The following is a 23,875-nucleotide window of genomic DNA, read 5'->3' on the forward strand; positions in this document are numbered from 1 at the left end:
CCGGGAATTACTTCTTGGTGCCAACAACCTCGATTTCCACGCGGCGGTTCTTGGCGCGGCCTTCGGCGGTCGTGTTGTCCGCGATTGGCTGCTTCTCGCCCTTGCCTTCGGTGTACACGCGGTTGGCTTCAACGCCCTTGCTCAGCAGGTATGCCTTGACGGCTTCTGCGCGGCGCAGCGACAGCTTGTCGTTGTACTGGTCGGTGCCCATGGAGTCGGTGTGGCCGACGCCGATGATCACTTCCAGGTTGATGCCGTCCAGCTTGCCAGCCAGTTCGTCCAGCTTTTCTTTCGCTTCTGGCTTCAGCACGGCCTTGTCGTAGTCGAAGAAGGCGTCGGCTGCGAAGGAAACTTTCTCAGCGGTCGGTACTGCGGTCGGGGCTGCCGGGGTTGCGACTGGCGGTACGGCGACTGGCGGCTGCTCTGGTGCTGGTGGCGGTGGTGGCAGCACGCACTTGCCATCCTTCAGCTCTTCCGGTGGGGTGCAGAGCGGCAGGTCGCAACCTGGCACGGCATCGGCCGGGGTCCAGTAGCCGGTGCGCCAGCACAGGCCGAACGGATTGCGGGCGATGACGCCGCGGGCATCCTGCACATAGGCGCTCTTTGGCGTCGCGGCCTTGATGTCCTGGGTTACTGGTGCGAACGGAGGAGCGGTTGGCTTGTCTTGTGCTAGCACAGGGCCGGCCAGAACGGAAGACGCAGCAAACACGGTGGCGAGGATTTTCTTCATATTGGTCTTTTCCTTAAACGGGGTGTCACGCAAATAAAACTAGCTTTTTCATTAGTTTCTCGACCATTTTGCCATATTTTGCAAAACCGCATCAAAACTGGGAGAAAAGGGCAGTTTCGCGTATCTGACCAAAATGTTGTTTTGTTGCAACGCAGCGGTCATAATAAGGTGCATTTGTGTCAACCAGATGACTTTCATCCGGCCGCCTTGGCGCCATGCTAAAATCGCAGGCTTGTACGCCTGGACACTATAGATCGACCCGCCAATGGATCAATTCGCAAAAGAAACAATCCCAATTTCCCTCGAAGAAGAGATGCGCAAGAGCTACCTCGATTACGCCATGAGCGTGATCGTTGGCCGAGCTCTGCCGGACGCTCGTGACGGTCTGAAGCCAGTACACCGCCGCGTCCTGTTCGGGATGCACGAACTGAACAACGTGTGGAACCGTCCTTACGTGAAATGCGCCCGCGTCGTGGGTGAAGTCATGGGTAAGTACCACCCGCACGGCGACGCGTCGATTTACGACACGCTGGTGCGCATGGCGCAGGATTTCTCGCTGCGCTACATGCTGGTCGACGGCCAGGGTAACTTCGGTTCCATCGACGGCGACAACGCCGCGGCGATGCGTTATACCGAGTGCCGCCTGGACAAGATTTCGCAGGAACTGCTGGCCGACATCGACAAGGAAACCGTCGATTTCGCGCCGAACTACGACGGCAAGGAGAAAGAGCCTACCGTCCTGCCGACCAAGATTCCTAACCTGCTGATCAACGGTTCCTCCGGTATTGCAGTGGGTATGGCGACCAATATCCCGCCGCACAACCTGACGGAAGTGATCAACGGCGCGCTGCACGTGCTGTCCAACCCGGATTGCTCGATCGATGAACTGATCGAGATCATCCCGGCGCCGGACTTCCCGACCGGCGGCACGATCTACGGCGTATCCGGCGTGCGCGATGGTTACCGCACCGGCCGTGGCCGCGTGGTCATGCGCGCCAAGACCCACTTCGAGGAATACGGCAAGGAAGGCGGCCGCACCGCGATCATCGTGGACGAGCTGCCATACCAGGTCAACAAGAAGTCCCTGCTGGAGCGCATCGCCGAAAACGTGCGCGACAAGAAGCTGGAAGGCATTTCCGACATCCGCGACGAGTCCGACAAGTCGGGCATGCGCGTGGTGATCGAGCTGAAACGCGGTGAAGTGCCGGAAGTGGTGCTGAACAACCTGTACAAGCAGACCCAGTTGCAGGATACCTTCGGCATGAACATGGTCGCCCTGGTGGACGGCCAGCCGAAGCTGATGAACCTGAAGGACCTGCTGGCCACCTTCCTGTCGCACCGCCGCGAGGTGGTGACCCGCCGTACCGTATTCGAATTGCGCAAGGCGCGCGAACGCGGCCACGTGCTGGAAGGCCTGGCGGTTGCACTGGCCAACATCGACGATTTCATCGCCATCATCAAGGCGGCGCCGACGCCGCCGATCGCGAAACAGGAACTGATGGCGCGCGGCTGGGATTCGTCCATCGTGCGCGAAATGCTGAAGCGTACCGGCGAAGAAGGCCAGGGTGGTATCGAAGCCTTCCGTCCGGAGCACCTGCCGAAGCACTACGGCCTGCAGTCCGACGGCCTGTACAAGCTGTCCGACGAACAGGCAGGCGAAATCCTGCAGATGCGCCTGCAGCGCCTGACCGGCCTGGAACAGGACAAGATCGTCAACGAGTACAAGGACGTCATGGCCCTGATCGCCGACCTGCTGGACATCCTGTCCAAGCCTTCGCGCGTGACCGCCATCATCACCGACGAACTGAACGCCTCCAAGCTGGAGTTCGGCGAGAAAGATCCTCGCCGCTCGAACATCGAGAACAACGCGACCGATCTGGAAACCGAAGACCTGATCACGCCGCAGGACATGGTGGTGACCCTGTCGCACATGGGCTATATGAAGGCCCAGCCGCTGTCCGAATACCGCGCCCAGAAACGCGGCGGCCGCGGTAAGCAGGCAGCGGCAACCAAGGATGAAGACTGGATCGACCAGCTGTTCATCGCCAACACCCATGACTACATCCTGTGCTTCTCCAACCGCGGCCGCATGTACTGGCTGAAGGTGTGGGAAGTGCCGCAAGGCTCGCGCACTTCGCGCGGCAAGCCGATCGTGAACATGTTCCCGTTGCAGGACAACGAGAAGATCACCGTGGTGCTGCCGCTGTCCGGCGAAAACCGCACCTTCCCGGAAGACCACTACGTCTTCATGTCGACCAGCCTGGGTACCGTGAAGAAGACCCCGCTGAAGGACTTCTCCAATCCACGCAAGGCCGGCATCATCGCGGTCGACCTGGACGAAGGCGACTTCCTGATCGGTGCTGCGCTGACCGACGGCAAGCACGATGTGATGCTGTTCTCCGACGCCGGCAAGGCAGTGCGCTTCGACGAAAACGACGTGCGTCCGATGGGCCGTACCGCGCGCGGTGTGCGCGGCATGAACCTGGAAGAAGGCCAGAACGTGATCGCGCTGCTGGTGGCAGAGAACGAGCAGCAGTCGGTGCTGACCGCAACCGAGAACGGCTTCGGCAAGCGTACCCCGATCACCGAGTACACCCGCCACGGCCGCGGCACCAAGGGCATGATCGCGATCCAGACCTCCGAGCGTAACGGCAAGGTGGTGGCGGCCACCCTGGTGCAGGCAACCGACGAGATCATGCTGATCACGACCGGCGGTGTGCTGATCCGCACCCGGGTATCGGAGATCCGCGAGATGGGCCGCGCGACCCAGGGCGTGACCCTGATTGCGGTGGAGGATGGCACCAAGCTCTCGGGCTTGCAGCGGATCGTCGAGGCAGACGCCGACGAGCCTGAAGCAGAAGCCGAAAACGGCGACGCGGCCGAATAAGGCCGACCCGCAACGGGCCCCGTCTGAGTGATCAGGCCGGGCCCGTTAGTTTTTTCAACTACCAAATTCGAAAAACGGATAAGCAATGAAGAACATCGTCGTAGCCTTGATCGCTTCCCTCGCCCTGGTCCAGGGCGCATTGGCTGCCGACCCGGCGCCGGCCAATGCCGCCGCAGTGCGCGAACTGCTGGACGCAATGAACTACCGCACCATGTGGAAGGCATCGATGGAGCAGATGTCGAAGACCCTGCCAGGCATCATGCGCCAGCAGATCGAAGCCACGATCCAGGCCGACACCACCCTGACCGAGGCGCAGCGCAAGGAAAAGCTGCAGCAGCTGCAGGCGCAATTGCCGAAAATGACTGAAATACTGAACAGCGTTTTCACGGACCCGGGCCTGATGGCGGATATGGAAGCCGAAATGATCGCGCTGTACTCGCGCCATTTCACTGCCGACGAACTGAAACAGATCGCGGCTTACTACCGCACGCCGGTCGGCATGAAGAGCATGCAGTTGATGCCGCAAGTGATGGCAGAATCGATGGCGATTGGCCAGCGCGTGACCATGCCGCGCATTCAGAAGGCAATGGAGCAGTTCCGTTATAAATAAGGGAGCAAGCATGAAGAAGATCGCCTTTGCAGCTGCAGTATTCGCTTTCGCCGCCTCAGTCCATGCCGCCCCGGCAAGCGAAGCATCGGTCCGTGAGCTGATGGAAACGACTGGCGCCCGCGCCAACATGGCTATTTCGCTGCAAAACCTGGCGAAGACGCTTCCGCAGATCCTGCGCATGCGTGCGGAAACGATGGCGCGCAATAATCCCAAACTCAGCGAGGAGCAGCGCAAGGCGGAACTGGCGACTGTGGAGCGCCGCATGCCGGCCATTACCATCGCGCTGCAAAAGGACCTGAACGATCCGAAACTGGTCGACGAGCTGTACAACCAGGTGGTGCCGCTGTACACGCGTCATTTCACGCAAGATGAAGTGAAGGCATTGACGGCTTTCTACCGCAGCCCGGCCGGCAAGAAATCGCTGGAAGTCATGCCTGTCCTGATGGGCGAAAGCGCACAGGCTGCACAAAAGCTGGTGCAGGAGCGCGCCAAGCGCATTGTCGAACAAACGAAGTGAGGAGTATCGAAGTGACGAACATCTACAATTTCTCCGCCGGCCCGGCCGTGCTGCCTAAGGAAGTGCTGCAACAGGCGGCCGCTGAAATGCTTGACTGGCAGGGTAGTGGGATGTCCGTCATGGAGATGAGCCACCGCGGTCCGGAATTCATTTCGATCTATAGAGCGGCCGAGCGTGACCTGCGCGAGCTGCTGGCCGTGCCGGACAATTACAAGATCCTGTTCATGCAGGGCGGCGGCCTGTCGCAGAATGCCGTGCTGCCGATGAACCTGTGCGGCGGCGCCGACAGCACTATCGATTTCGTGCAGACCGGCTCCTGGTCCAGCAAGTCGATCAAGGAAGCGGCGCGCTATGCCCGCGTCAATGTGGCTGCCTCGTCGCAGGCTACCGGCTTCGACCGCGTGCCGGACCAGAAGGACTGGAAGCTCACGCCGGGCGCGTCCTACCTGCACATCTGCACCAACGAGACCATCGACGGCGTTGAATTCAACTTTGTGCCGACCGCGCAGGGCGATACCGATATCGTGGCCGACATGTCGTCCCACATCCTGTCGCGTCCGGTGGACGTCAGCAAGTACGGCGTGATTTTCGGCGGCGCGCAAAAGAATATCGGTCCGGCCGGCGTGACCGTGGTTATCGTGCGCGATGACTTGATCGGCAAGGCGCTGCCATTCTGCCCATCCGCCTTCGACTTCAAGAACGTGGCGGATAATGAATCGATGTACAACACGCCACCGACCTACGGCATTTATATTGCCGGCCTGGTGTTCCAGTGGCTGAAGAAGCAGGGCGGCGTGGCCGCCATGGAAAAGCGTAATATTGAGAAAGCCGAGCTGCTGTACAACGCGCTCGACGCCGACGACTTCTACCAGAATCGCGTCGCAAAAGGATACCGCTCGCGCATGAACATCCCGTTCTACCTGCGCGACGAATCGAAAAATGAAGCATTCCTGGCCGGTGCGAAGGCGCGCGGGCTGTTGCAGCTGAAGGGCCACAAGTCCGTCGGTGGTATGCGGGCATCGATCTATAACGCGATGCCGATCGAGGGCGTGCAAGCGCTGGTCGATTATTTGAACGAATTTGCTGGCCGTTAAAACCGGCAAACCGGTGTCTGACCCACGGGGTCAGACACCGATACGCGCCCGCCGCAGGCCGGAGGTGCCTGACCCTGCGGGTCAGGCACCGGGTTACCGGTTTAAGCCAGCACAAAAGTGAACGCAAACTAATGACAGACAAACTGAAACCCCTCCGCGAAAAGATCGATTCGATCGACGCGCAAATCCTGGCGCTGCTGAACGACCGCGCCAAAGTCGCGCAGGAAGTCGGCCACGTAAAAGCCGAAACCAACGCGCCCGTGTTCCGTCCCGAGCGCGAAGCCCAGGTGCTGCGCGGCGTGGCCGACCGCAACCCTGGCCCCCTGGGTGCACGCGAAGTGCAGACCATCTTCCGCGAAATCATGTCGGCATGCCGCGCCCTGGAGCGCCGCGTGACCGTGGCCTATCTCGGCCCGGCCGGCACCTTCAGCGAACAAGCGGTGTACGCCCAGTTCGGCACAGCAGTGGATGGCATCCCTTGCGCCTCCATCGACGAAGTGTTCCGCGCGACGGAAGCCGGTACCGCCGATTTCGGCGTGGTGCCGGTCGAGAATTCCTCCGAAGGAGCGGTGAACCGCACCCTGGACCTGATGCTGGCGACGCCTTGCCTGATCTCCGGCGAGATCGCCATTGCGGTCCATCACAGCCTGATGACCAAGACCGGCACCATGGAAGGCGTGCAGGTGATCTGCGCCCATTCGCAGGCCTTGGCCCAATGCCAGGTCTGGTTGAACCAGAATTATCCGCACATCGAGCGCCGCGCCGTGGCCTCGAATGCTGAAGCGGCACGCATGGCGGGCGACGACCCGACCATCGCTGCCATCGCCAGCGAACACGCCGGCGCGCAATATGGACTGGGCGTGGTCAATGCCCACATCCAGGACGACCCGCACAACCGCACCCGCTTCGTGGTGATCGGCAGCCTGCAGACCAACCCGTCCGGCCGCGACCACACTTCGATGGTGCTGGCGGTGCCGAACAAGGCCGGCGCCGTGTACCAGTTGCTGGCTCCGTTGGCCAAGCATGGCGTGTCGATGACGCGCTTCGAGTCGCGCCCGGCCCGCATCGGCACCTGGGAATACTATTTTTATGTAGACGTAGAAGGGCACGTACAAGACCCGTCCGTGACAAAGGCATTGGCTGAACTCAAGGACAATGCTGCCTTCTTCAAAGTGCTGGGCTCTTACCCGACCAGCCTCACCTGACCTTTAAAAGAGATTAGAAACATGTCCAAGACTTACGGCCCTGAATACGTTCGTGCAATCGCTCCTTACCAAGCGGGCAAGCCTATCTCCGAGGTGGCGCGCGAATTTGGCCTGAAAGAAGAATCCATCGTCAAGCTGGCATCGAACGAAAACCCGTTCGGCGTGCCGGAATCGGCGCAGAAGGCCATGGCCGCTGCCGCCGCGGAACTGGGCCGCTACCCGGATGCCAACGCCTTCGACCTGAAGATGGCGCTGTCCAAGCGCTACGATGTGCCGATGGATTGGATCACGCTGGGCAACGGCTCCAACGATATCCTGGAAATCGCTGCACACGCTTTCGTTGAGCGCGGCCAGTCCGTCGTGTACTCGCAGTACTCGTTCGCCGTGTACGCATTGGCGACCCAGGGCATTGGCGCGCGCCATATCGTGGTGCCGGCCAAGGACCATGGCCACGACCTGGATGCGATGGCTGCCGCGATTGAGGCGGACACCAAGCTGGTGTTCATTGCCAACCCGAACAACCCGACCGGCACTTTCGTCTCCGGCGCCGAGATCGAAGCTTTCCTGCAGAAGGTTCCGGCGCACGTTGTCGTGGTGCTGGACGAAGCTTACAACGAATTCCTGAAGAAGGAAGACCAGTACGAGTCGGCTGCCTGGGTCAAGAAGTACCCGAACCTGCTGGTGTCGCGTACCTTCTCCAAGGCCTATGGCCTGGCGGGCCTGCGCGTGGGCTTTGCGCTGGCGCAGCCCGAAGTGACCGACCTGATGAATCGCATTCGCCAACCGTTCAATGTCAACTCGCTGGCGCAGGCTGCGGCGATTGCGGCGCTGAACGACAAGGAATTCCTGGACAAGTCGGCTGCCAACAATGCCGCGGGCTACGAGCAGTTCGTGGAGGCGTTCAAGGATATGGGGCTTGAGTTCGTGCCGTCGTACGGTAACTTCGTGCTGGTGCGCGTGGGTAACGATGACGCGGCTGGCGCGCGCATCAACCTGGCGCTGCTGAAGCAGGGTGTGATCGTGCGCCCGGTGGGCAATTACGGCTTGCCGCAGTGGCTGCGTATTTCCATCGGCCTGCCGCAAGAGAATGCGGTGCTGATTTCTGCGCTGCGCAAGGCGCTGGCGGAGGATCGTGCTTAACAAGGTCGTCATCTTTGGCGTTGGCCTGATCGGCGGCTCGTTTGCGCGAGGGCTGAAGCAGGCTGGCGCTGCTCGGCATATTGTTGGCGTTGATCGCTCGGAGGCATTCCTGGCGCGGGCGCTTGAGTTGGGCATCATCGACTCGGCCGCCCAGACCGGTAACCCGGTGCCTGACCCGCAGGGTCAGGCACCGATACGCGACGGCCGCATACCGGTGTCTGACCCTGCGGGTCAGACACCGCTTTACAGGTTTGAAGACGCAATAAAAGGCGCCGACCTGATCCTGCTCGCCGCGCCAGTCGCGCAAACAGCCCGCATCCTGTCATCGATCCTGCCGCACCTGGACGCCACCACCATCGTCACCGACGCCGGCAGCACCAAATCCGACGTCGTTGCCGCCGCCCGCGCCGTGATGGGCGACAAGGTCAATCAATTCGTCCCCGGCCACCCCATCGCCGGCCGCGAAACCAACGGCCCCGACGCCGCCATCGTCGACCTGTACAAAGGCAAAAAAACCGTCCTCACGCCCCTGGCCGAGAACGCCCCCGCCGCCATCGAGCGCGTGGCGCAAGCCTGGAAAGCCTGCGGCGCCGTCATCCACACCCTGACCCCGGAAGAGCACGACAAAGTGTTCGCCGCCGTCAGCCATCTTCCCCACCTGCTGGCCTACGCGCTGGTAGACGACATCGAACGCAAGCCCCACTCGGATTTGCTGTTCCAATATGCTGCCAGCGGATTCCGCGACTTCACCCGCATCGCCGGCAGCTCGCCTGAAATGTGGCGCGACATCAGCCTCGCCAACCAGGCCGCACTCCTGACTGAGCTGGATGCATATCTGGCACAATTAACCCGTTTGCGCGCCAGCCTTGCCGCTGGCGACGCCGCCGCCCTTGAAGCGACCTACGCCAACGCCCAGCGCGCGCGCCGGCAATGGATCGAGACCATCGAGGCGGCTGAGCCGCCGCAGCCGAAAGACGCGGCGGCAGAATAAGGAACACGCATGACTGATTATCCGCATTACCTCGACCTGCTGCCGGTCGCCCGCGCCGAGGGCACGGTGCGCCTGCCAGGTTCGAAATCCATCTCCAACCGCATCCTGCTGCTGGCCGCGCTGGCCGAAGGCGAAACCCGCGTGATCGACTTGCTAGCCTCCGACGACACTGCCGTGATGCTGGCCGCCCTGCGCTCGCTGGGCGTGGAATGGACCGAGCATCGCGAAGGCGAAAGCACAGTGCACGTGGTGCAGGGCGTGAAAGGCAGCTGGCCGCTGCGCACTGCCGACCTGTTCATGGGCAACGCCGGCACCGCGATCCGCCCGCTGACCGCTGCGCTGGCCGTGATCGGCGGCGACTACAAGGTGCACGGCGTGCCCCGCATGCACGAGCGCCCGATCGGCGACCTGGTCGACGCGCTGAACGCCGCCGGCGCCGATATCGAATACACGATGAACAAGGGCTACCCGCCGCTGCACATCCGCACTGGCGAGTTCAAATCGCAGCGCTTGAAGGTGCGCGGCGATGTGTCGAGCCAGTTCCTGACCGCGCTGCTGATGGTGGCGCCGCTGATGGCGCGCGAGCATGCGGTGACCATCGAAGTGGAAGGCGAACTGATTTCCAAGCCTTACATTGAGATCACCCTGAACCTGATCCGCCGCTTTGGCGGTGTGGTCGAGCAGGATGGCTGGTCGTCGTTCACTACTCCGGCCAGCCAGACCTACAAGAGCCCGGGCACCATCCATGTGGAAGGCGATGCCTCCAGCGCCTCCTACTTCCTGGCTGCCGGCGCGATTGGCCGCGGCCCGGTGCGGGTGCAGGGCGTGGGCCGCGATTCGATCCAGGGCGACGTGCGCTTTGCGCAGGCGCTGGAGCAGATGGGCGCGACCATTGTCATGGGCGATAACTGGATTGAAGCCAGCGCGCCTGGCCCGCTGAAGGCGGTCGACATGGACTTCAACCACATTCCGGATGCGGCGATGACCATTGCCGTGGCGGCGCTGTATGCCGAGGGCACGACCACCTTGCGCAATATCGCTTCGTGGCGCGTGAAGGAGACCGACCGGCTGTCGGCCATGGCGACCGAGCTGCGCAAGCTGGGCGCAACGGTGGAGGAGGGGGTCGACTGGCTGTCCGTGACGCCGCCGGCTACACTGCTGCCGGCTGCCATTGATACCTATGACGACCACCGCATGGCGATGTGCTTCTCGCTGGCTTCCCTGGATGGGTTCATCCGCCAGGGCGCCAAGGTTCGCATCAATGATCCAAAATGCGTCGCGAAGACGTTCCCTGAGTACTTCACCGCGTTTGCGTCTATCGCTAAGCGTGGTAGCGTTTAACTTTTAGCCAAGACCTGGAAAACCGGTAAACCAGTGTCAGACCCGCAGGGTCTGACACTCGGCCTGCGGCTGCCGCGTCATAGGTGTCTGACCCTGTGGGTCAGACAACGGTTTACCGGTTTTAATGATTAAATTTATGCTAACATCGAACATCCCAGTCATCACCATCGACGGCCCGACCGCTAGCGGCAAGGGCACCGTGGCCCACAAGGTCGCGGATAAGCTTGGCTTCCACCTCCTCGATTCCGGCGCCCTGTACCGCCTGACCGCCCTGCAGGCCCTGCGCCGCGAAACCAACCTGAACGACGAGCACGCCCTGGCCAAGCTGGCCGAGCACCTGAACATCCATTTCGCTGGCGACGCCATCTACCTGTCGCAGGAAAACGTCACCGATGCCATCCGCGCCGAGGAAGTTGGCAATACTGCATCGAAAATCGCTGCTTTGCCCGCCGTGCGCCAAGCCCTGTACGGCCTGCAGCTGAGTTTCCGCAAGACCCCAGGCCTGGTGGCCGACGGCCGCGACATGGGCTCGGTCATCTTCCCGCACGCCCCCCTGAAGGTGTTTTTGACCGCCTCCGTCGAAGCGCGCGCCGATCGTCGCTATAAGCAATTGATCGGAAAGGGAATTTCTGCTAGTATGCAAGACCTGCTGATGGATTTGAAAGCGCGCGACGACCGGGATATGAACCGGGCCATTGCACCGCTGGCGCCGGCAGAGGGTGCGTACCTCCTCGATACGTCTGCCATGAACGCTGATGAAGCGACCGAGCAGGTGTTGAAATGGTGGGCTGCCGCCCATAAATAAATAGCTGTTTTTGTTCAACCCTCAACCCAGTTGAAGCCGCATAGTGCGGGCCTTACTGGCTAACCTGGAAATAAATAATGGAAAGTTTTGCAGCCCTCTTCGAAGAGTCCCTGTCGCGTCAAGACATGCGCTCTGGCGAAGTGATCTCCGCTGAAGTCGTGCGTCTGGACCACAACTTTGTGATCGTTAACGCAGGCCTGAAATCGGAAGCTTTCATTCCTGTTGAAGAATTCAAGAATGACCAAGGCGAACTGGAAGTCAAAGTAGGCGACTTCGTTTCCGTGGCCATCGAATCGCTGGAAAATGGTTTCGGCGATACCATCCTGTCCCGTGACAAGGCCAAGCGCCTGGCATCGTGGCTGGCACTGGAAAAAGCAATGGAATCCGGCGAAATCGTCGTTGGTACCGTCAATGGCAAAGTCAAGGGCGGCCTGACCGTTCTGACCAACGGCATCCGCGCTTTCCTGCCAGGTTCGCTGGTAGACACCCGTCCAGTCAAGGACACCACCCCATTCGAAGGCAAGACCCTCGAGTTCAAGGTTATCAAACTGGACCGCAAACGTAACAACGTGGTTCTGTCCCGCCGCGCCGTCATCGAAGCTTCGATGGGCGAAGAGCGTCAGAAACTGATGGAAACCCTGAAAGAAGGCACCGTGGTGACCGGCGTCGTCAAGAACATCACCGACTACGGTGCGTTCGTTGACCTGGGCGGCATCGACGGCCTGCTGCACATCACCGACCTGGCATGGCGCCGCGTGCGTCACCCTTCGGAAGTCCTGACCGTTGGTCAAGAGATCACCGCCAAGGTCCTGAAGTACGATCAAGAGAAGAACCGTGTGTCCCTGGGCGTGAAGCAACTGGGCGACGATCCTTGGACCGGTCTGTCCCGTCGTTACCCACAAGGCACCCGCCTGTTCGGTAAAGTCACCAACCTGACCGACTACGGTGCGTTCGTTGAAGTTGAACAAGGCATCGAAGGCCTGGTTCACGTGTCCGAAATGGACTGGACCAACAAGAACGTGGCTCCTAACAAAGTCGTTCAACTGGGCGACGAAGTTGAAGTCATGGTCCTGGAAATCGACGAAGAGCGTCGTCGTATCTCCCTGGGCATGAAGCAGTGCAAGGCAAACCCTTGGGACGACTTCGGCATGACCCACAAGAAGGGCGATAAGGTCAAGGGCGCCATCAAGTCGATCACCGACTTCGGCGTGTTCATCGGCCTGCCAGGCAACATCGACGGCCTGGTGCACCTGTCCGACCTGTCCTGGACCGAGTCCGGCGAAGAAGCCGTACGCAAGTTCAAGAAAGGTGACGAACTGGAAGCCGTGGTTCTGGCAATCGACGTTGAGCGTGAGCGCGTTTCCCTGGGCGTCAAGCAACTGGAAGGCGATCCATTCAACAACTTCGCAGCCATGAACGACAAGGGCTCCCTGGTGACCGGTACCGTTAAGTCGGTTGAGCCAAAAGGCGCCGTGATCGCCCTGTCCGAAGAAGTTGAAGGCTACCTGCGCGCTTCCGAAATCTCCCGCGACCGCGTGGAAGATGCCGGCACCCACCTGAAGGTTGGTGATTCCGTGGAAGCCCTGGTGATCAACATCGATCGCAAGGCACGTTCGATCCAGCTGTCGATCAAAGCTAAGGACAACGCAGAAACCGCTGAAGTGATGTCGAAGATGGCTGCTGATTCCAGCGCCGCATCCGGCACCACCAGCCTGGGCGCGCTGCTGAAAGCCAAGTTCGACAACAAGAACTAATCTACCGAGCACTTAGATGACTAAGTCCGAATTGATCAACCGACTGGCTGAGCGGTACTCCCAGCTGGTGGCCAAAGATGCGGAGTATGCCGTCAAGACCATCCTCGATGCGATGACCAACGCTTTGGCCGACGGCCAGCGCATCGAGATCCGTGGTTTTGGCAGCTTTGCCCTGAATTCGCGGCCGCCACGCATTGGGCGCAATCCCAAGTCCGGCGACAAGGTGATGGTCCCTGAAAAACGGGTGCCGCACTTCAAGCCGGGCAAGCAGCTGCGCGAGCGGGTCGATGCGATGGTCGGGCAACCGATCATTGAGGACTGAGTCTCTGGCACAGTAGAATGAAGGGGCGGGCATTTGCCTGCCCCTTTTTTTGTTGTTAGAACCGGTAAACCAGGTTTCGAAGCCGCGGGTTTGGTTTCGAGGCCTTTGATCTTTTTCGAAAGTCAAAAGCTCAGAACCAACACCAACGGCCGTCGAGCAGACAGGGTCTGACCCTGCGGGTCAGACCCTGGTTTACCGGTTTTAAAGATAGGAACCAAGAATGAAATTTATTTCCACCGCCTTCGGCGTTGTCCTGTTTGTCCTGTTCTTTGGTTTTGCGTTAAAAAACACGCAGGAAGTCGACCTGCACCTGTTCCTGAATTACGAGCTGCGCGGCCCACTGGTGCTGATGCTGCTGGCCTTCTTCGTGGCCGGCGCCGCCCTGTGCATCCTTGCGCTGACTCCTACCTTGTTCCGCCAGCGCCGCGAATCGAACAAGCAGAAATCCACCATCCAATCCCTGCAGACCGCGGCCATGCAAGTAAACGAGCGCCCGCTGCCGGACAGCATCAACCCCCAGCGCTAAGATAAATATGGATTTTGAACTCTGGTGGCTGCTGGGCATCCCAGCCATGTTTGCCCTTGGCTGGATCGCCGCACGCGTCGATATCCGCGCCGTGGTATCCGAATCGCGCACGCTGCCGCGCGGTTATTTCCGAGGCCTGAACCATCTGTTGAACGACCAGCCGGACAAGGCCATCGATTCCTTCATCGAGATCGTCAAGCTCGATCCCGAAACCGCCGACATGCACTTCGCACTGGGCAACCTGTTCCGCCGCCGCGGCGAAACGGAGCGCGCTATCCGCGTGCACCAGAACCTGCTGTCGCGCCCAGACCTGCCGGCCGAGCAGCGCGCCCATGCCGAATATGAGCTGGGCCAGGATTACCTGAAAGCCGGCCTGCTGGACCGCGCCGAAGAAACCTATACCCGCCTGCTGGACACTTCCTACGCCGTGCAAGGCCGCAAGGCGCTGCTGGAAATCTACCAGCGCGAAAAGGAATGGAAGCGCGCCATCGAAGCCGCGCTTGCGCTGCAGGAGTCCGGTGCCGGCTCGCGCCAGAAGGAAATATCGCAGTTCTACTGTGAACTGGCGCAGGACGCACTGGTGCACATGAAGCCCGAAGAAGCGGAAAGCCTGCTGGAACAAGCCCTGCAGGCCGACCGCAGCAGCGTGCGCGCCACCATCCTGTGCGGCGACGCGCAGCTGGCGAAAGGCGACACCGAAGCCGCGCTGGTCACCTGGCGCCGCGTCGAGCAGCAATCCGTGCCGCATACCGCGCTGGTCGCAACGCGCCTGATGGACGGCTACCGCAAGGTGGGCCGCCCGCAGGAAGGTGTCAGCCTGCTGAAGTCCTACCTGGAACAAGCATCCTCGATCGACCTGCTGGAAGTAGTGTTCAAGGCCGTCATCGAACTGGAAGGCGTGGACGCCGCCAAGCAAGTGGTGCTCGACGAACTGCGCCGCACGCCGACCCTGCTCGGCCTCGACAAGCTGCTGGAAGCGCGCATGATGGACGCGCCGGCCTCCGTGCTGTCCGAGCTGTCAATGGTCAAGAACCTGGTGCACGGCTACACGCAAAAGCTGGCCCGCTACCAGTGCAGCCACTGCGGCTTCAAAGCCCGCCAGTTCTACTGGCACTGCCCGGGATGCAGCCGCTGGGATTCCTACCCGCCGCGCCGCACCGAAGAACTCAACGTGATGAATTAATAGGTGCCTGACCCTGCGGGTCAGACACCGGTTTACCGGTTTTCAAAAATGACCACTAAAAAAGCGCTCGCACTCGACAAAGTACGCATCCTGGTCGCAGGCGACGTCATGCTGGACCGCTACTGGTTCGGCGACGTCAGCCGCATTTCGCCGGAAGCCCCGGTACCCGTGGTGCGCATCGAACGCCGCGAAGCCCGCCTGGGCGGCGCCGCCAACGTCGCACGCAATGCCGCAGCCTTGGGCGCACACGCCGGCCTGCTGGGCATCGTCGGCGCCGACGAAGCAGGATCGGAAGTGGAGCTGCTGCTGCAAAGCGGCGGCATCCACAGCTACCTGAAGCACGACAACGCCATCTCCACCATCATCAAGCTGCGTGTGATCGGCCGCCAGCAGCAGATGGTGCGCATCGACTTCGAAGAGCCGCCAAGCGACGCCGTCTTGCGCAACAAGCTGGTGCAGTTCAAGACCCTGCTGCCGGAATACGACGTGATCGTGCTGTCCGACTACAACAAGGGCGGGCTGGTCGACGTGGCGGAAATGATCGCCACCGCACGCGCAGCCGGCAAGATCGTCATGGTCGACCCGAAAGGCGACGACTTCTCGCCATACAAAGGCGCCACCGTACTGACCCCGAACAAATCGGAACTGAAGCGCATCGTCGGCTCGTGGAACAGCGAAGAACAGCTGGTCACCAAGGCACAGAACCTGCGCGCAGAATTGTCGCTGGACGCGTTGCTGCTGACCCGATCGGAAGAGGGCATGACCCTGTTCACCGACGAAGGCATCTTCAACGTGCATGCCAGCGCCCGCGAAGTGTTCGACGTCTCCGGCGCAGGCGACACCGTGATCGCCACCATGGCCGCCATGCTCGGCTCCGGCGCCGGCTGGCAAGAAGCCGTCGAGACCGCCAACCGCGCCGGCGGCATCGTCGTCGGCAAGCTCGGCACCGCCACCGTCACCCGCGACGAGCTATTCGCATAAAAGTCGGGGTCAGGTCTGGCAATCCGCCACAAAAGGCACGAATGTGCCTTTTGTGGCGGATTGCCAGACCTGACCCCGACTTTTATGGTAATTGCCGCGTGAGATTACCGGCGCGGGAGGGGAGGGATCTTTGTTATATTGGCAATCCGCTCACTCTTCCCGAATTGCCATGCGCCCGATCATCCTTTCCCTGCTGGCTGCCGTGTCGCTGCAAGCGAACGCGCAGCCGAACTTCAATAAAGACATCGCGGGCGGCAGCGACCATCCGCTCGTGCACCGCTATCAAGGTTCGATGCTCTACATGGTCGGCGGCGAAAACCTGGGCCAGGCTAAGGTCGTCGATACCGAAGCCGGCAAGCCGGTACTGAAAAAGGTGGAAGGCAAGACTGCCAACCGTTATTACTGGGGCCCGAAAGGCCGCAGTCCGCTGGAAATCCATCGCAACTACCAGCAGGCGCTGACTGCCGCCGGCTTCAAGGTCCTGTACGCCTGCGAGACCGACCAGTGCGAAAAGGCCAAAGTGCAGAACCTGGTCCAGGAGCTTCCGCGTGAAGTGAACTGGAAATCGTTCGACGCGTATATCAGCAGCACCTTTAATAGCGCCAACCAGCCGGGCTTCCATCTGGTGAGCGCTGCCAAACCGGGGCCCGGTGGAAACACCTATGTCATGGTCGCACTGTCCGAGTACACCGACTTCCAGCGCGTGCGCCAGTTCGTGCAGATCGTCGAACCGACCGTGATGGAGGGCGGCAAGGTCACCGTTGACACCCGGGCCATCCAGGAAGGCTTGCAGCGCGACGGCAAGGTGGCGCTGTATGGCGTGACCTTCGACACCAACAAAGCCGTGATCCGCGAGCAATCGAGCGAACAACTGGAGCAGATGGCCAAGGCCCTGCAGGCGCAGCCCAAGATGAAAGTCTTCATCGTCGGCCATACCGACGACCAGGGCGAGTTCGAAGCCAACATGACGTTGTCGCAGAAGCGCGCCCAGGCCGTGGCCGATGCGCTGGCAGGCAAGTACGGCATTCAGGCCAGTCGCATGATGCCGCGCGGCGTTGCCAACATGGCGCCGGTGGCCAGCAACGCCAGTGATGAAGGGCGGGCAAAGAACCGTCGTGTGGAATTAGTTGTGCGTTGATTGATCTGCCTCAAACCGCGCGCGGCCCGTGTCAGCCGGGCGGCGCGGGCTGCGTTGTGGCGAAACGAGGTCTTCTCGTGTCCACTTTATGGAGGCAATCATGATCAGGAAACTGCTGCTCGCCGTCGCTACGCTGGTCGCTTGCATGGGCATGGCATTCGCCCAGGTTGACGTCAACAAGGCCGACCAGGCCGCACTGGATAGCGTCAAGGGCATTGGCCCGGCCAAGTCCAAGGCCATCATGGCAGAACGCGCAAAAGGGGAGTTCAAGGATTGGGCCGACCTGGAACAGCGCGTCAAAGGCATCGGCGAGAAAAACGCCATCAAGCTGTCGGAAGCTGGCCTGATGGTCAACGGCAAATCGCGCGAAGGCGCGGCGCCACGCAAGGAGACTGCGCGCAAATAAGCCAGGACTCGCCGCGTTAATCCGCAGGCAGCGCCATTTATCGGGACGGGGAGGCGTTCATCGCATGCTTCCCCTGGCGCCAGCGGCATGGGGCACAGTTATGGACATGACAATGTCGTCATGCCATGAGAAACTAACGCCCCATGAAACCCCACGTTGTATTCCTCGCCGCAGTCGCCTCTGTTTCTTTGCTTGCATTAGCCCAGCCCACCGCAAGCCTAGACAAGAGCTGGTACCTCGCCGGTGAAAACCCGGACCTGTACGAAATAGGCGCCGACCCCAATGGCTACCGCCGGGGCAGCTTTGCGAAGTTCCTGCGCGCGAAAACAGATGATCGCAAAGCATGGGCAACGCTGATGCAGACCATCGCTGCCGACAAGTACCGCGGCAAGCGCGTGCGTTTATCTGCGCAGGTGCGTGCCGACAGCATCGGTGCCTGGAGTGGCCTGTGGATGCGGGTGGACCTGGAAAATGGCGAGACGGATGGTTTCTACAATAGCCAGGATAAGCCAATCAAGGGTAGTGCTGATTGGCAGTTGCGCAGTGTGACGCTTGATGTCGCTGAAAACGCGGACGTTGTCTTATTTGGCGTGAATGGCGTCGGCGGCGGCACGGTGTGGATCGATGACCTCAAAATGGAAGTGGTGGACAAGAGCGTGCCGGTCGATAAAATGCCGCCGCGCGAATACTGGCGTGCCCAGCACACCAATCCAAGCTTGTAATATGCAGAACGGACCCAAGGCCGCCTTGCGCGCCCTCTTATCCGTGAGCCTGCGGGAAGGCGCTTCCAGCGCCTGCATATTTTTGCTGGTGGCCGGCTGCGCCGTGTTTGCTGGCTCTTACGACCGGCTTGCCTTGTTCGGCGCGCTCTTGCTCGATGCAGCGATCGTGCTGGCCGGTGCGCTGGCGCTGCGATGGCTGCTGCCGTCAAAGGCTGGCTGGACCTGGTGCTGGGCAGCCCAGCCACTATTGCAACTAATCGCTGCCATGGTAGCGATGCAGGCTTACGCCAAGGGGACAAGCTACTTCCTGCTACTGGCGCTGTCGCCCTTGCAAATGCTGGGGAGTGCGCTGGCTTTCGGAACCATCGTGCTGACGGTCCCGCTCATGTATGCCCATCGCCAGGCGCGTGCCCTGGAAATTTCGGAGTTGCAGCGCGCAGCCTTGCAGGCGGAGTTGAGGTCCCTCCAGGCGCAGGTCGAGCCGCATTTCCTTTACAACACGCTGGCCAATACGCGCTACCTGGCGCGCCATGCGCCGGAACGTGCGGTGGACATGCTGGACCACCTGATCGCCTATTTGCGCACGGCCTTGCCCGACATGCGGACATCGTCGTCGACGCTGGCCCGGGAGTGCGAACTGGCGGGCCATTACCTGGCGCTGATGGAGATCCGTTTCGGCTCGCGCCTGGCCACCAGCATCGATTGCCCGCAAGGGCTGGGCGAGCTGCCGGTGCCGCCGATGATGCTGATGTCATTGGTGGAGAACGCGGTGCAGCACGGAGTGGAGCCGAAACCGGGCGCCGTTTGCGTGAGCGTGGCAGCTGGACTGCGGGGCGATGGCCGGTTGGGCATCATCGTGCGCGACGATGGAGCTGGTTTGCAGCGCGAACAAGGCGCGCAGCTGCTGGGCAGCGGAGTTGGACTGCGCAATGTCCGCGAAAGGTTGCAGGCGTTATACGGCGGCCAGGCCGCGTTCGAACTTCGCCAGGCAGGCGATGGCGCCACCGAGGCGGAACTGTTGTTGCCGGTCGGGGGCGCTGCATGAAACCGCGCATCCTGATCGCTGACGATGAACCGCTGCTGCACGCCGAGTTGCGCGAACTGCTGGCTGCACTGTGGCCCGAAGCGCAGCTGCTGCCCGATGCGGCGGATGGTTTCGAGGCGTTGCGGCTGGCACGCGAGCTGGCGCCCGACGTGGCTTTCCTTGATATCCGCATGCCGGGGCTGGATGGCCTGCAGCTTGCGGCCACCTTCGGCTCACGCACGCACGTCGTATTCGTCACCGCGTACAACGAACACGCACTGGCCGCCTTCGAGCAGGGGGCGCATGACTATTTGCTGAAGCCGGTCGATGCTGCGCGGCTGGCTCGCACTGTCGAGCGGCTGCGCGAACGTGTGTTGCTGCCGCCGCCGGACTTGCGCCGCATCGCCGGCGTTCGCGCGGCAAGCGCCGCTCCAGTGCAGCCGCCGTCATGGATCCAGGCTTCGGTGGGGCAGGCGGTGCACTTCATCGCACTGTCCGACATCCTGTACTTCGTGGCGGAGGACAAGTACACGCGCGTGGTGGCGCTGGGCTTGGAGGCGCACATCCGCACTCCGCTCAAGGAATTGGCCGAAACGCTGGAAGGGGAGGGATTTTGGCAGGTCCACCGCAGCTACGTGGTGGCCGTGAAGCGCATTGCCGCCGCCGTGCGCGACGGCGACAACGCCATGTGGCTTTCTTTGCGCGGGCATGGAGCGCGGCTGCCGGTCAGCCAGCGCTTCCAGCACCGCTTCAGGACGATGTGACAGGCAGGTTGGCCAGGAAAGCGTGGATCTGCGACACCACGGCCGCGCCCTCGCCGACGCCGGCTGCCACGCGCTTGGTGGAGCCGGAGCGCACGTCGCCGATGGCAAACACGCCGGGCACGCTGGTTTCCAGCGGCGCGCGCTGCGGCGCGTCGGCCAGCGTCATCTTGGCGCGGCACTGGTCCTTGATGGCGTCGAAGCCGGTGCGGATGAAGCCCTGCGCATCGACCTCCACGCCGCAGTCTGCCAGCCATGCCGTGTTCGGGTCGGCGCCGATGAACAGGAACAGGCGGCATACGTCGCAGCTATCGACTTCGCCGGTGTCCTTGCAGCGGAAGGTCACGCGCGACAGCCCGTCGTCATTGCCCTCCAGCGCCACGATCTCGGTATGCGTGTGCAGTTCGATATTCGGCGTGGCCTTGATGCGATCGATCAGGTAGGTCGACATGGTGGCCTTCAGGCCGTCGCCGCGGATCACCATATGCACCTTGGAGGCGAAGCTGGACAGGAATACTGCCGCCTGGCCGGCCGAGTTGCCGCCGCCCACCAGCACCACTTCTTCCGACTTGCATAGCTTGCCTTCGATCGGCGAGGCCCAGAAATAGATGCCGCGGCCTTCGAATTCGCCGATATTGTCGAGGGCAGGCCGCTTGTAGCGCGCGCCGCTGGCCAGCACCACGGTCTTGGCGCGCACCACCTGCCCGCCGGCGATCTCGACGCGCAGCGGCCAGCTGTCGCACAGCAGGCGGGTGGCTGGCGCGGGAATGGCAACTTCGACGCCGAACTTCTGCGCTTGCACGAAGGCGCGGCCGGCCAGGGCGCCGCCGGATATGCCGGTCGGGAAGCCGAGGTAGTTTTCAATGCGCGCACTGGCGGCGGCCTGGCCGCCAAAGGCGCGCTGCTCCAGCGCCAGCACGGACAAGCCTTCCGAACCCGCGTAGACGGAAGTCGCCAGGCCGGCAGGGCCGGCGCCAACCACCACCACGTCCCACAGCTTTTCGGTATCGATGTCCGGCAGCAGGCCGATGCAATAGCCTACTTCCGCATTGCTCGGGTTCTTCTTCACCACACCGTCCGGGCACACCACCAGCGGCCAGTCGTCCGGGCCCGGCTCGTAGTACTCGCACAGCGCGCGCGCCTGCTCGTCGTCTTTCGGATCGAGGATGCGGTAAGGGTAGCCGTTACTGCTCAGGAAGCTGCGCAGGTGGAACAGGGCCGCATTGCCGGCCGGGGAAACCAGCACCAGGCCGCCGCCTTCCCTTTCCAGCAGGCCGACGCGGCGCAGGATCAGGGCACGCACGATGCGCTCGCCCAGTTCCGCTTCCGCGATCACCAGCGCCCGCAGGTTTTCCGGCGACACTTCCAGCACTTCGACATCGTCCTTGGCGGTCGCATTGACCAGGGAAGGGCGGCCGGACAGCTGCGATACCTCGGCGGTGAATTCGCCGGGACCATGCTCGGTCAGGAATTCGGAATTGCCAAGGCCGTCGTATTTGCAGATCGTGATCGTGCCTTTCAGCCCGATGATCAGGCCGAAGCAAGTGTGGCCCGCTTCGAGGATGCGCACGCCGCGCGCATACTGGCGCACCGTGCCGAATCGGTGCAGGCGCTTGATTTCCTGCTCGGTCAGCACCGGGTTGACCTGGTGCCGGCGGCTCTCCAGCGTGGAGGGCATGGATATGACTTCGGTGTCGCTCATGGGGTAGGGCTCCTGTGTTATCCGGGTAGTTTAATTCAATTACCCCGGCCTGCTATGATTTGTCATGACCTTTACCATCCGGCCGCTGCATCCAGAAGAATTGGCCGCCTTCTTCCGCTACCTCAACGACCACCTGCTCGATAACGGCCGCGATGGCGCTCCCCTGTTCCAGCCCATGTCGCGCACCAGCGCCGGCTTCCCGCCGGAAAAGGTGAATGGCTTCAGTACCGGCCTGCAGGCCAGTTTTGGCCAGCAAGGCTGGCGCCGGGTCTGGGTCGCGCTGCGCGATGGAGAAATCATGGGCCATATCGACCTGCGTTCGCGCCCCGAGCCGGCGGCACGCCACCGCTGCTTGCTGGGCATGGGCGTGCACCGCGCTGCGCGGCGCAGCGGCCTTGGTACGGCGCTGGTGGAAGCGGCTGCCAACTGGGCGCATGGCCAGGGGCTGGAATGGGTCGACCTGGAGGTTTTGGCGGGCAACCAGCCGGCCAGGGCCCTGTATCGCCGCTGCGGCTTCGTGCAGACGGGCGAGATTCCCGATTTGTTCCGGATCGACGGCGAGAGCCTGGGCTATGTCTTCATGTCCCTGCAGCTCGCCGCTGGAGCGGATAGAATGGGCGTTTGACAGAACAATTCATAGCAGGAACCATGGCATACAAAACAATCGCCGATACCATCGGCAACACGCCGCTGGTGCAGCTGGTGCGCATCCCCGGCGCGGAAGCGGCCGCACGCGGCAATATCATCCTCGGCAAGCTGGAAGGCGACAACCCGGCCGGCTCGGTGAAGGACCGCGCTGCCATGTCGATGCTGCGCCGGGCCGAAGAGCGCGGGCAGATCAAGCCGGGCGATACCCTGATCGAAGCAACCAGCGGCAACACCGGCATTGCGCTGGCCATGGCTGCTGCCATCAGCGGTTACAAAATGATCTTGCTGATGCCGGAAAACCTGAGCGAAGAGCGCCGCATGAGCATGGCCGCCTATGGCGCCAACATCATCCTGACGCCGAAAACCGGCGGCATGGAATACGCGCGCGACCTGGCCGAGCAGATGCAAAAGGATGGCAAGGGCATCATCCTCGACCAGTTTGCCAACGGCGACAACCCGCGTGCCCACTACGAAGGCACCGGTCCTGAGATCTGGCGCGATACCGAAGGCCGCGTGACGCACTTCGTGTCCGCCATGGGAACCACCGGCACCATCATGGGCGTGTCGCAATACCTGAAGGAACAGAACGGGAACATCCGCATCATCGGCGCCCAGCCTGAAGAAGGTTCATCGATCCCGGGCATCCGCAAATGGCCGGAAGCCTACCTGCCGAAGATTTACGACAAGGCGCGCGTGGACCAGGTGGAATACGTGTCGCAGGCCGCGGCGGAACGCATGGCGCGCCGGCTGGCTGCTGAAGAGGGTATCTTCTGCGGGATTTCGGCAGCGGGTGCCTGTGAGATTGCGCTGCGCATTTCGCAGCAAGTGGAAAACGCGACGATCGTGTTCATCGTCTGCGATCGTGGCGACCGCTATCTGTCGACCGGGGTGTTCCCAGCCTGAGCATAGGGCCGCTCACCCTCCCCGGGCGGGGAGGGTCAACCAGGGCTGGAATCAGCCCTCGTTTTTCGAGCCGCCGGCGCCTTCTTTCGGCTTGAACTGCTTGTCGCTGATGCGGAACTTATTGCGGCGGTCGCCCATCAGGTAGCGCAGGTCACGGATGCTCAGGTCGGAAACCTCGTGCATGCGGATCAGCAGCGATGCGCCAACCGGCAAGCGGTGGTGGCGGATCTTGGAGATCACAGGCGGCGCCACTTCCAGAGCGCGCGACAGGGCCGCATCGTTCTTCAGGCGCAGGTTTTCGATCAGGGTGTCGAGCAGACGGTTCGGATTGTACTGCAGCAGATCATCGCCTTCCGACTCGTTGTTCATATCGTTACCGACTTGGTTGGTCATGTCTTCTGTTCCTTCTCTAAAGTTGTCCTGCTAACGACCCACGTCCTGCGACGGATTCCTGTTTAACAAGTTTCATAATATATACACAATTG

The 23,875-nt window shown here is 61.7% G+C and carries 24 protein-coding genes; 21 read left to right on the forward strand and 3 right to left on the reverse strand.

Annotated elements, in window-relative coordinates:
* Positions 1-7: 7 nt before the first annotated feature.
* A complete protein-coding gene (gene ompA / locus ACN9M3_RS10025; RefSeq protein WP_426322191.1) occupies positions 8-730 on the reverse strand; it encodes an outer membrane protein OmpA in 723 nt (240 codons plus the stop codon).
* Between the two features lie 265 nt (positions 731-995).
* Between ompA and gyrA the strand changes: the two genes are divergently transcribed.
* The 19 genes from gyrA (at position 996) to ACN9M3_RS10120 (ending at position 20,140) form a co-directional block, all read left to right on the forward strand.
* Positions 996-3,617 carry a DNA gyrase subunit A gene (gene gyrA, locus ACN9M3_RS10030; RefSeq protein WP_426170408.1) on the forward strand — a complete coding sequence of 874 codons (2,622 nt, stop codon included), beginning with the start codon at positions 996-998 and terminating at the stop codon, positions 3,615-3,617.
* Positions 3,618-3,702: 85 nt separating this feature from the next.
* Positions 3,703-4,227, forward strand: a complete 525-nt coding sequence (locus ACN9M3_RS10035; protein WP_426322194.1) for a DUF2059 domain-containing protein — start codon at positions 3,703-3,705, stop codon at positions 4,225-4,227.
* Between the two features lie 10 nt (positions 4,228-4,237).
* Positions 4,238-4,744 (forward strand): DUF2059 domain-containing protein, encoded by a 507-nt coding sequence (locus ACN9M3_RS10040; protein WP_426170411.1) that lies wholly within the window; start codon positions 4,238-4,240, stop codon positions 4,742-4,744.
* A gap of 11 nt (positions 4,745-4,755) precedes the next feature.
* Positions 4,756-5,838 (forward strand): 3-phosphoserine/phosphohydroxythreonine transaminase, encoded by a 1,083-nt coding sequence (gene serC / locus ACN9M3_RS10045; RefSeq protein ID WP_426322196.1) that lies wholly within the window; start codon positions 4,756-4,758, stop codon positions 5,836-5,838.
* Positions 5,839-5,969: 131 nt separating this feature from the next.
* Complete coding sequence (gene pheA, locus ACN9M3_RS10050; RefSeq protein WP_426322198.1) at positions 5,970-7,043, forward strand: prephenate dehydratase; 1,074 nt, start codon at positions 5,970-5,972, stop codon at positions 7,041-7,043.
* Between the two features lie 21 nt (positions 7,044-7,064).
* Positions 7,065-8,183: a histidinol-phosphate transaminase gene (gene hisC / locus ACN9M3_RS10055; RefSeq protein ID WP_426322200.1), complete on the forward strand. Its 1,119-nt coding sequence runs from the start codon at positions 7,065-7,067 to the stop codon at positions 8,181-8,183.
* Positions 8,176-9,174 carry a prephenate dehydrogenase gene (locus ACN9M3_RS10060; RefSeq protein WP_426322202.1) on the forward strand — a complete coding sequence of 333 codons (999 nt, stop codon included), beginning with the start codon at positions 8,176-8,178 and terminating at the stop codon, positions 9,172-9,174. Before hisC ends, ACN9M3_RS10060 begins: the two co-directional genes overlap by 8 nt.
* Before the next feature lie 9 nt (positions 9,175-9,183).
* Positions 9,184-10,515, forward strand: a complete 1,332-nt coding sequence (gene aroA, locus ACN9M3_RS10065) for a 3-phosphoshikimate 1-carboxyvinyltransferase (protein WP_426322204.1) — start codon at positions 9,184-9,186, stop codon at positions 10,513-10,515.
* Positions 10,516-10,651: 136 nt separating this feature from the next.
* A complete protein-coding gene (gene cmk / locus ACN9M3_RS10070) occupies positions 10,652-11,320 on the forward strand; it encodes a (d)CMP kinase (protein WP_426322206.1) in 669 nt (222 codons plus the stop codon).
* Positions 11,321-11,397: 77 nt separating this feature from the next.
* Positions 11,398-13,074, forward strand: a complete 1,677-nt coding sequence (gene rpsA, locus ACN9M3_RS10075) for a 30S ribosomal protein S1 (protein WP_155453574.1) — start codon at positions 11,398-11,400, stop codon at positions 13,072-13,074.
* A gap of 16 nt (positions 13,075-13,090) precedes the next feature.
* Complete coding sequence (locus ACN9M3_RS10080) at positions 13,091-13,396, forward strand: integration host factor subunit beta (protein ID WP_028100433.1); 306 nt, start codon at positions 13,091-13,093, stop codon at positions 13,394-13,396.
* 220 nt (positions 13,397-13,616) lie between these two features.
* Entirely contained in the window at positions 13,617-13,922 is a 306-nt protein-coding gene (locus ACN9M3_RS10085; protein WP_426170425.1) for a LapA family protein, read from the forward strand.
* Positions 13,923-13,929: 7 nt separating this feature from the next.
* Positions 13,930-15,105 (forward strand): lipopolysaccharide assembly protein LapB, encoded by a 1,176-nt coding sequence (lapB, locus tag ACN9M3_RS10090; RefSeq protein ID WP_426170427.1) that lies wholly within the window; start codon positions 13,930-13,932, stop codon positions 15,103-15,105.
* Positions 15,106-15,153: 48 nt separating this feature from the next.
* Entirely contained in the window at positions 15,154-16,086 is a 933-nt protein-coding gene (gene rfaE1 / locus ACN9M3_RS10095; RefSeq protein WP_426322209.1) for a D-glycero-beta-D-manno-heptose-7-phosphate kinase, read from the forward strand.
* 169 nt (positions 16,087-16,255) lie between these two features.
* Positions 16,256-17,224: an OmpA family protein gene (locus ACN9M3_RS10100; RefSeq protein ID WP_426322211.1), complete on the forward strand. Its 969-nt coding sequence runs from the start codon at positions 16,256-16,258 to the stop codon at positions 17,222-17,224.
* Positions 17,225-17,324: 100 nt separating this feature from the next.
* The gene (locus tag ACN9M3_RS10105; protein WP_426170433.1) at positions 17,325-17,630 is read left to right on the forward strand and encodes a ComEA family DNA-binding protein; all 306 of its coding nucleotides are present in this window, start codon (positions 17,325-17,327) and stop codon (positions 17,628-17,630) included.
* A gap of 143 nt (positions 17,631-17,773) precedes the next feature.
* On the forward strand, positions 17,774-18,352 hold the full coding sequence (locus ACN9M3_RS10110; RefSeq protein WP_426322213.1) for a transcriptional regulator: 579 nt from the start codon (positions 17,774-17,776) through the stop codon (positions 18,350-18,352).
* A 1-nt stretch (position 18,353) separates the two neighbouring features.
* On the forward strand, positions 18,354-19,397 hold the full coding sequence (locus tag ACN9M3_RS10115) for a sensor histidine kinase (protein WP_426322215.1): 1,044 nt from the start codon (positions 18,354-18,356) through the stop codon (positions 19,395-19,397).
* Entirely contained in the window at positions 19,394-20,140 is a 747-nt protein-coding gene (locus ACN9M3_RS10120) for a LytR/AlgR family response regulator transcription factor (protein WP_426322217.1), read from the forward strand. Before ACN9M3_RS10115 ends, ACN9M3_RS10120 begins: the two co-directional genes overlap by 4 nt.
* On the opposite strand, the gene ACN9M3_RS10125 is transcribed toward ACN9M3_RS10120, so the two are convergent.
* A complete protein-coding gene (locus ACN9M3_RS10125) occupies positions 20,127-21,839 on the reverse strand; it encodes an FAD-dependent oxidoreductase (protein ID WP_426322219.1) in 1,713 nt (570 codons plus the stop codon). The genes ACN9M3_RS10120 and ACN9M3_RS10125 overlap by 14 nt on opposite strands.
* A gap of 64 nt (positions 21,840-21,903) precedes the next feature.
* Between ACN9M3_RS10125 and ACN9M3_RS10130 the strand changes: the two genes are divergently transcribed.
* Entirely contained in the window at positions 21,904-22,464 is a 561-nt protein-coding gene (locus tag ACN9M3_RS10130) for a GNAT family N-acetyltransferase (RefSeq protein ID WP_426170438.1), read from the forward strand.
* A 23-nt stretch (positions 22,465-22,487) separates the two neighbouring features.
* Positions 22,488-23,390, forward strand: coding sequence for a cysteine synthase CysM (gene cysM / locus ACN9M3_RS10135; RefSeq protein ID WP_426170440.1), 903 nt, complete (start codon positions 22,488-22,490; stop codon positions 23,388-23,390).
* Positions 23,391-23,441: 51 nt separating this feature from the next.
* Here cysM and ACN9M3_RS10140 read toward each other — a convergent pair whose 3' ends face one another.
* Complete coding sequence (locus tag ACN9M3_RS10140; RefSeq protein ID WP_426170441.1) at positions 23,442-23,783, reverse strand: hypothetical protein; 342 nt, start codon at positions 23,781-23,783, stop codon at positions 23,442-23,444.
* Positions 23,784-23,875: the final 92 nt, after the last annotated feature.

Origin of the sequence: Pseudoduganella sp. R-43 (assembly GCF_049913255.1) — a bacterium.
Classification (GTDB): domain Bacteria; phylum Pseudomonadota; class Gammaproteobacteria; order Burkholderiales; family Burkholderiaceae_D; genus Rugamonas.

Bases quoted from the DNA above. Each gene is read 5' to 3' on its own strand.
- ACN9M3_RS10130 (WP_426170438.1), top strand. From the start codon at position 21,904: ATGACCTTTACCATCCGGCCGCTGCATCCAGAAGAATTGGCCGCCTTC.
- rpsA (WP_155453574.1), top strand. From the start codon at position 11,398: ATGGAAAGTTTTGCAGCCCTCTTCGAAGAGTCCCTGTCGCGTCAAGAC.
- ACN9M3_RS10040 (WP_426170411.1), top strand. From the start codon at position 4,238: ATGAAGAAGATCGCCTTTGCAGCTGCAGTATTCGCTTTCGCCGCCTCA.
- ACN9M3_RS10080 (WP_028100433.1), top strand. From the start codon at position 13,091: ATGACTAAGTCCGAATTGATCAACCGACTGGCTGAGCGGTACTCCCAG.
- ACN9M3_RS10140 (WP_426170441.1), bottom strand. From the start codon at position 23,783: ATGACCAACCAAGTCGGTAACGATATGAACAACGAGTCGGAAGGCGAT.
- ACN9M3_RS10110 (WP_426322213.1), top strand. From the start codon at position 17,774: ATGAAACCCCACGTTGTATTCCTCGCCGCAGTCGCCTCTGTTTCTTTG.
- hisC (WP_426322200.1), top strand. From the start codon at position 7,065: ATGTCCAAGACTTACGGCCCTGAATACGTTCGTGCAATCGCTCCTTAC.
- ACN9M3_RS10085 (WP_426170425.1), top strand. From the start codon at position 13,617: ATGAAATTTATTTCCACCGCCTTCGGCGTTGTCCTGTTTGTCCTGTTC.
- ACN9M3_RS10035 (WP_426322194.1), top strand. From the start codon at position 3,703: ATGAAGAACATCGTCGTAGCCTTGATCGCTTCCCTCGCCCTGGTCCAG.
- cmk (WP_426322206.1), top strand. From the start codon at position 10,652: ATGCTAACATCGAACATCCCAGTCATCACCATCGACGGCCCGACCGCT.
- ACN9M3_RS10115 (WP_426322215.1), top strand. From the start codon at position 18,354: ATGCAGAACGGACCCAAGGCCGCCTTGCGCGCCCTCTTATCCGTGAGC.
- pheA (WP_426322198.1), top strand. From the start codon at position 5,970: ATGACAGACAAACTGAAACCCCTCCGCGAAAAGATCGATTCGATCGAC.
- ACN9M3_RS10105 (WP_426170433.1), top strand. From the start codon at position 17,325: ATGATCAGGAAACTGCTGCTCGCCGTCGCTACGCTGGTCGCTTGCATG.
- aroA (WP_426322204.1), top strand. From the start codon at position 9,184: ATGACTGATTATCCGCATTACCTCGACCTGCTGCCGGTCGCCCGCGCC.
- lapB (WP_426170427.1), top strand. From the start codon at position 13,930: ATGGATTTTGAACTCTGGTGGCTGCTGGGCATCCCAGCCATGTTTGCC.
- gyrA (WP_426170408.1), top strand. From the start codon at position 996: ATGGATCAATTCGCAAAAGAAACAATCCCAATTTCCCTCGAAGAAGAG.
- ompA (WP_426322191.1), bottom strand. From the start codon at position 730: ATGAAGAAAATCCTCGCCACCGTGTTTGCTGCGTCTTCCGTTCTGGCC.
- ACN9M3_RS10100 (WP_426322211.1), top strand. From the start codon at position 16,256: ATGCGCCCGATCATCCTTTCCCTGCTGGCTGCCGTGTCGCTGCAAGCG.
- ACN9M3_RS10120 (WP_426322217.1), top strand. From the start codon at position 19,394: ATGAAACCGCGCATCCTGATCGCTGACGATGAACCGCTGCTGCACGCC.
- ACN9M3_RS10125 (WP_426322219.1), bottom strand. From the start codon at position 21,839: ATGAGCGACACCGAAGTCATATCCATGCCCTCCACGCTGGAGAGCCGC.
- cysM (WP_426170440.1), top strand. From the start codon at position 22,488: ATGGCATACAAAACAATCGCCGATACCATCGGCAACACGCCGCTGGTG.
- rfaE1 (WP_426322209.1), top strand. From the start codon at position 15,154: ATGACCACTAAAAAAGCGCTCGCACTCGACAAAGTACGCATCCTGGTC.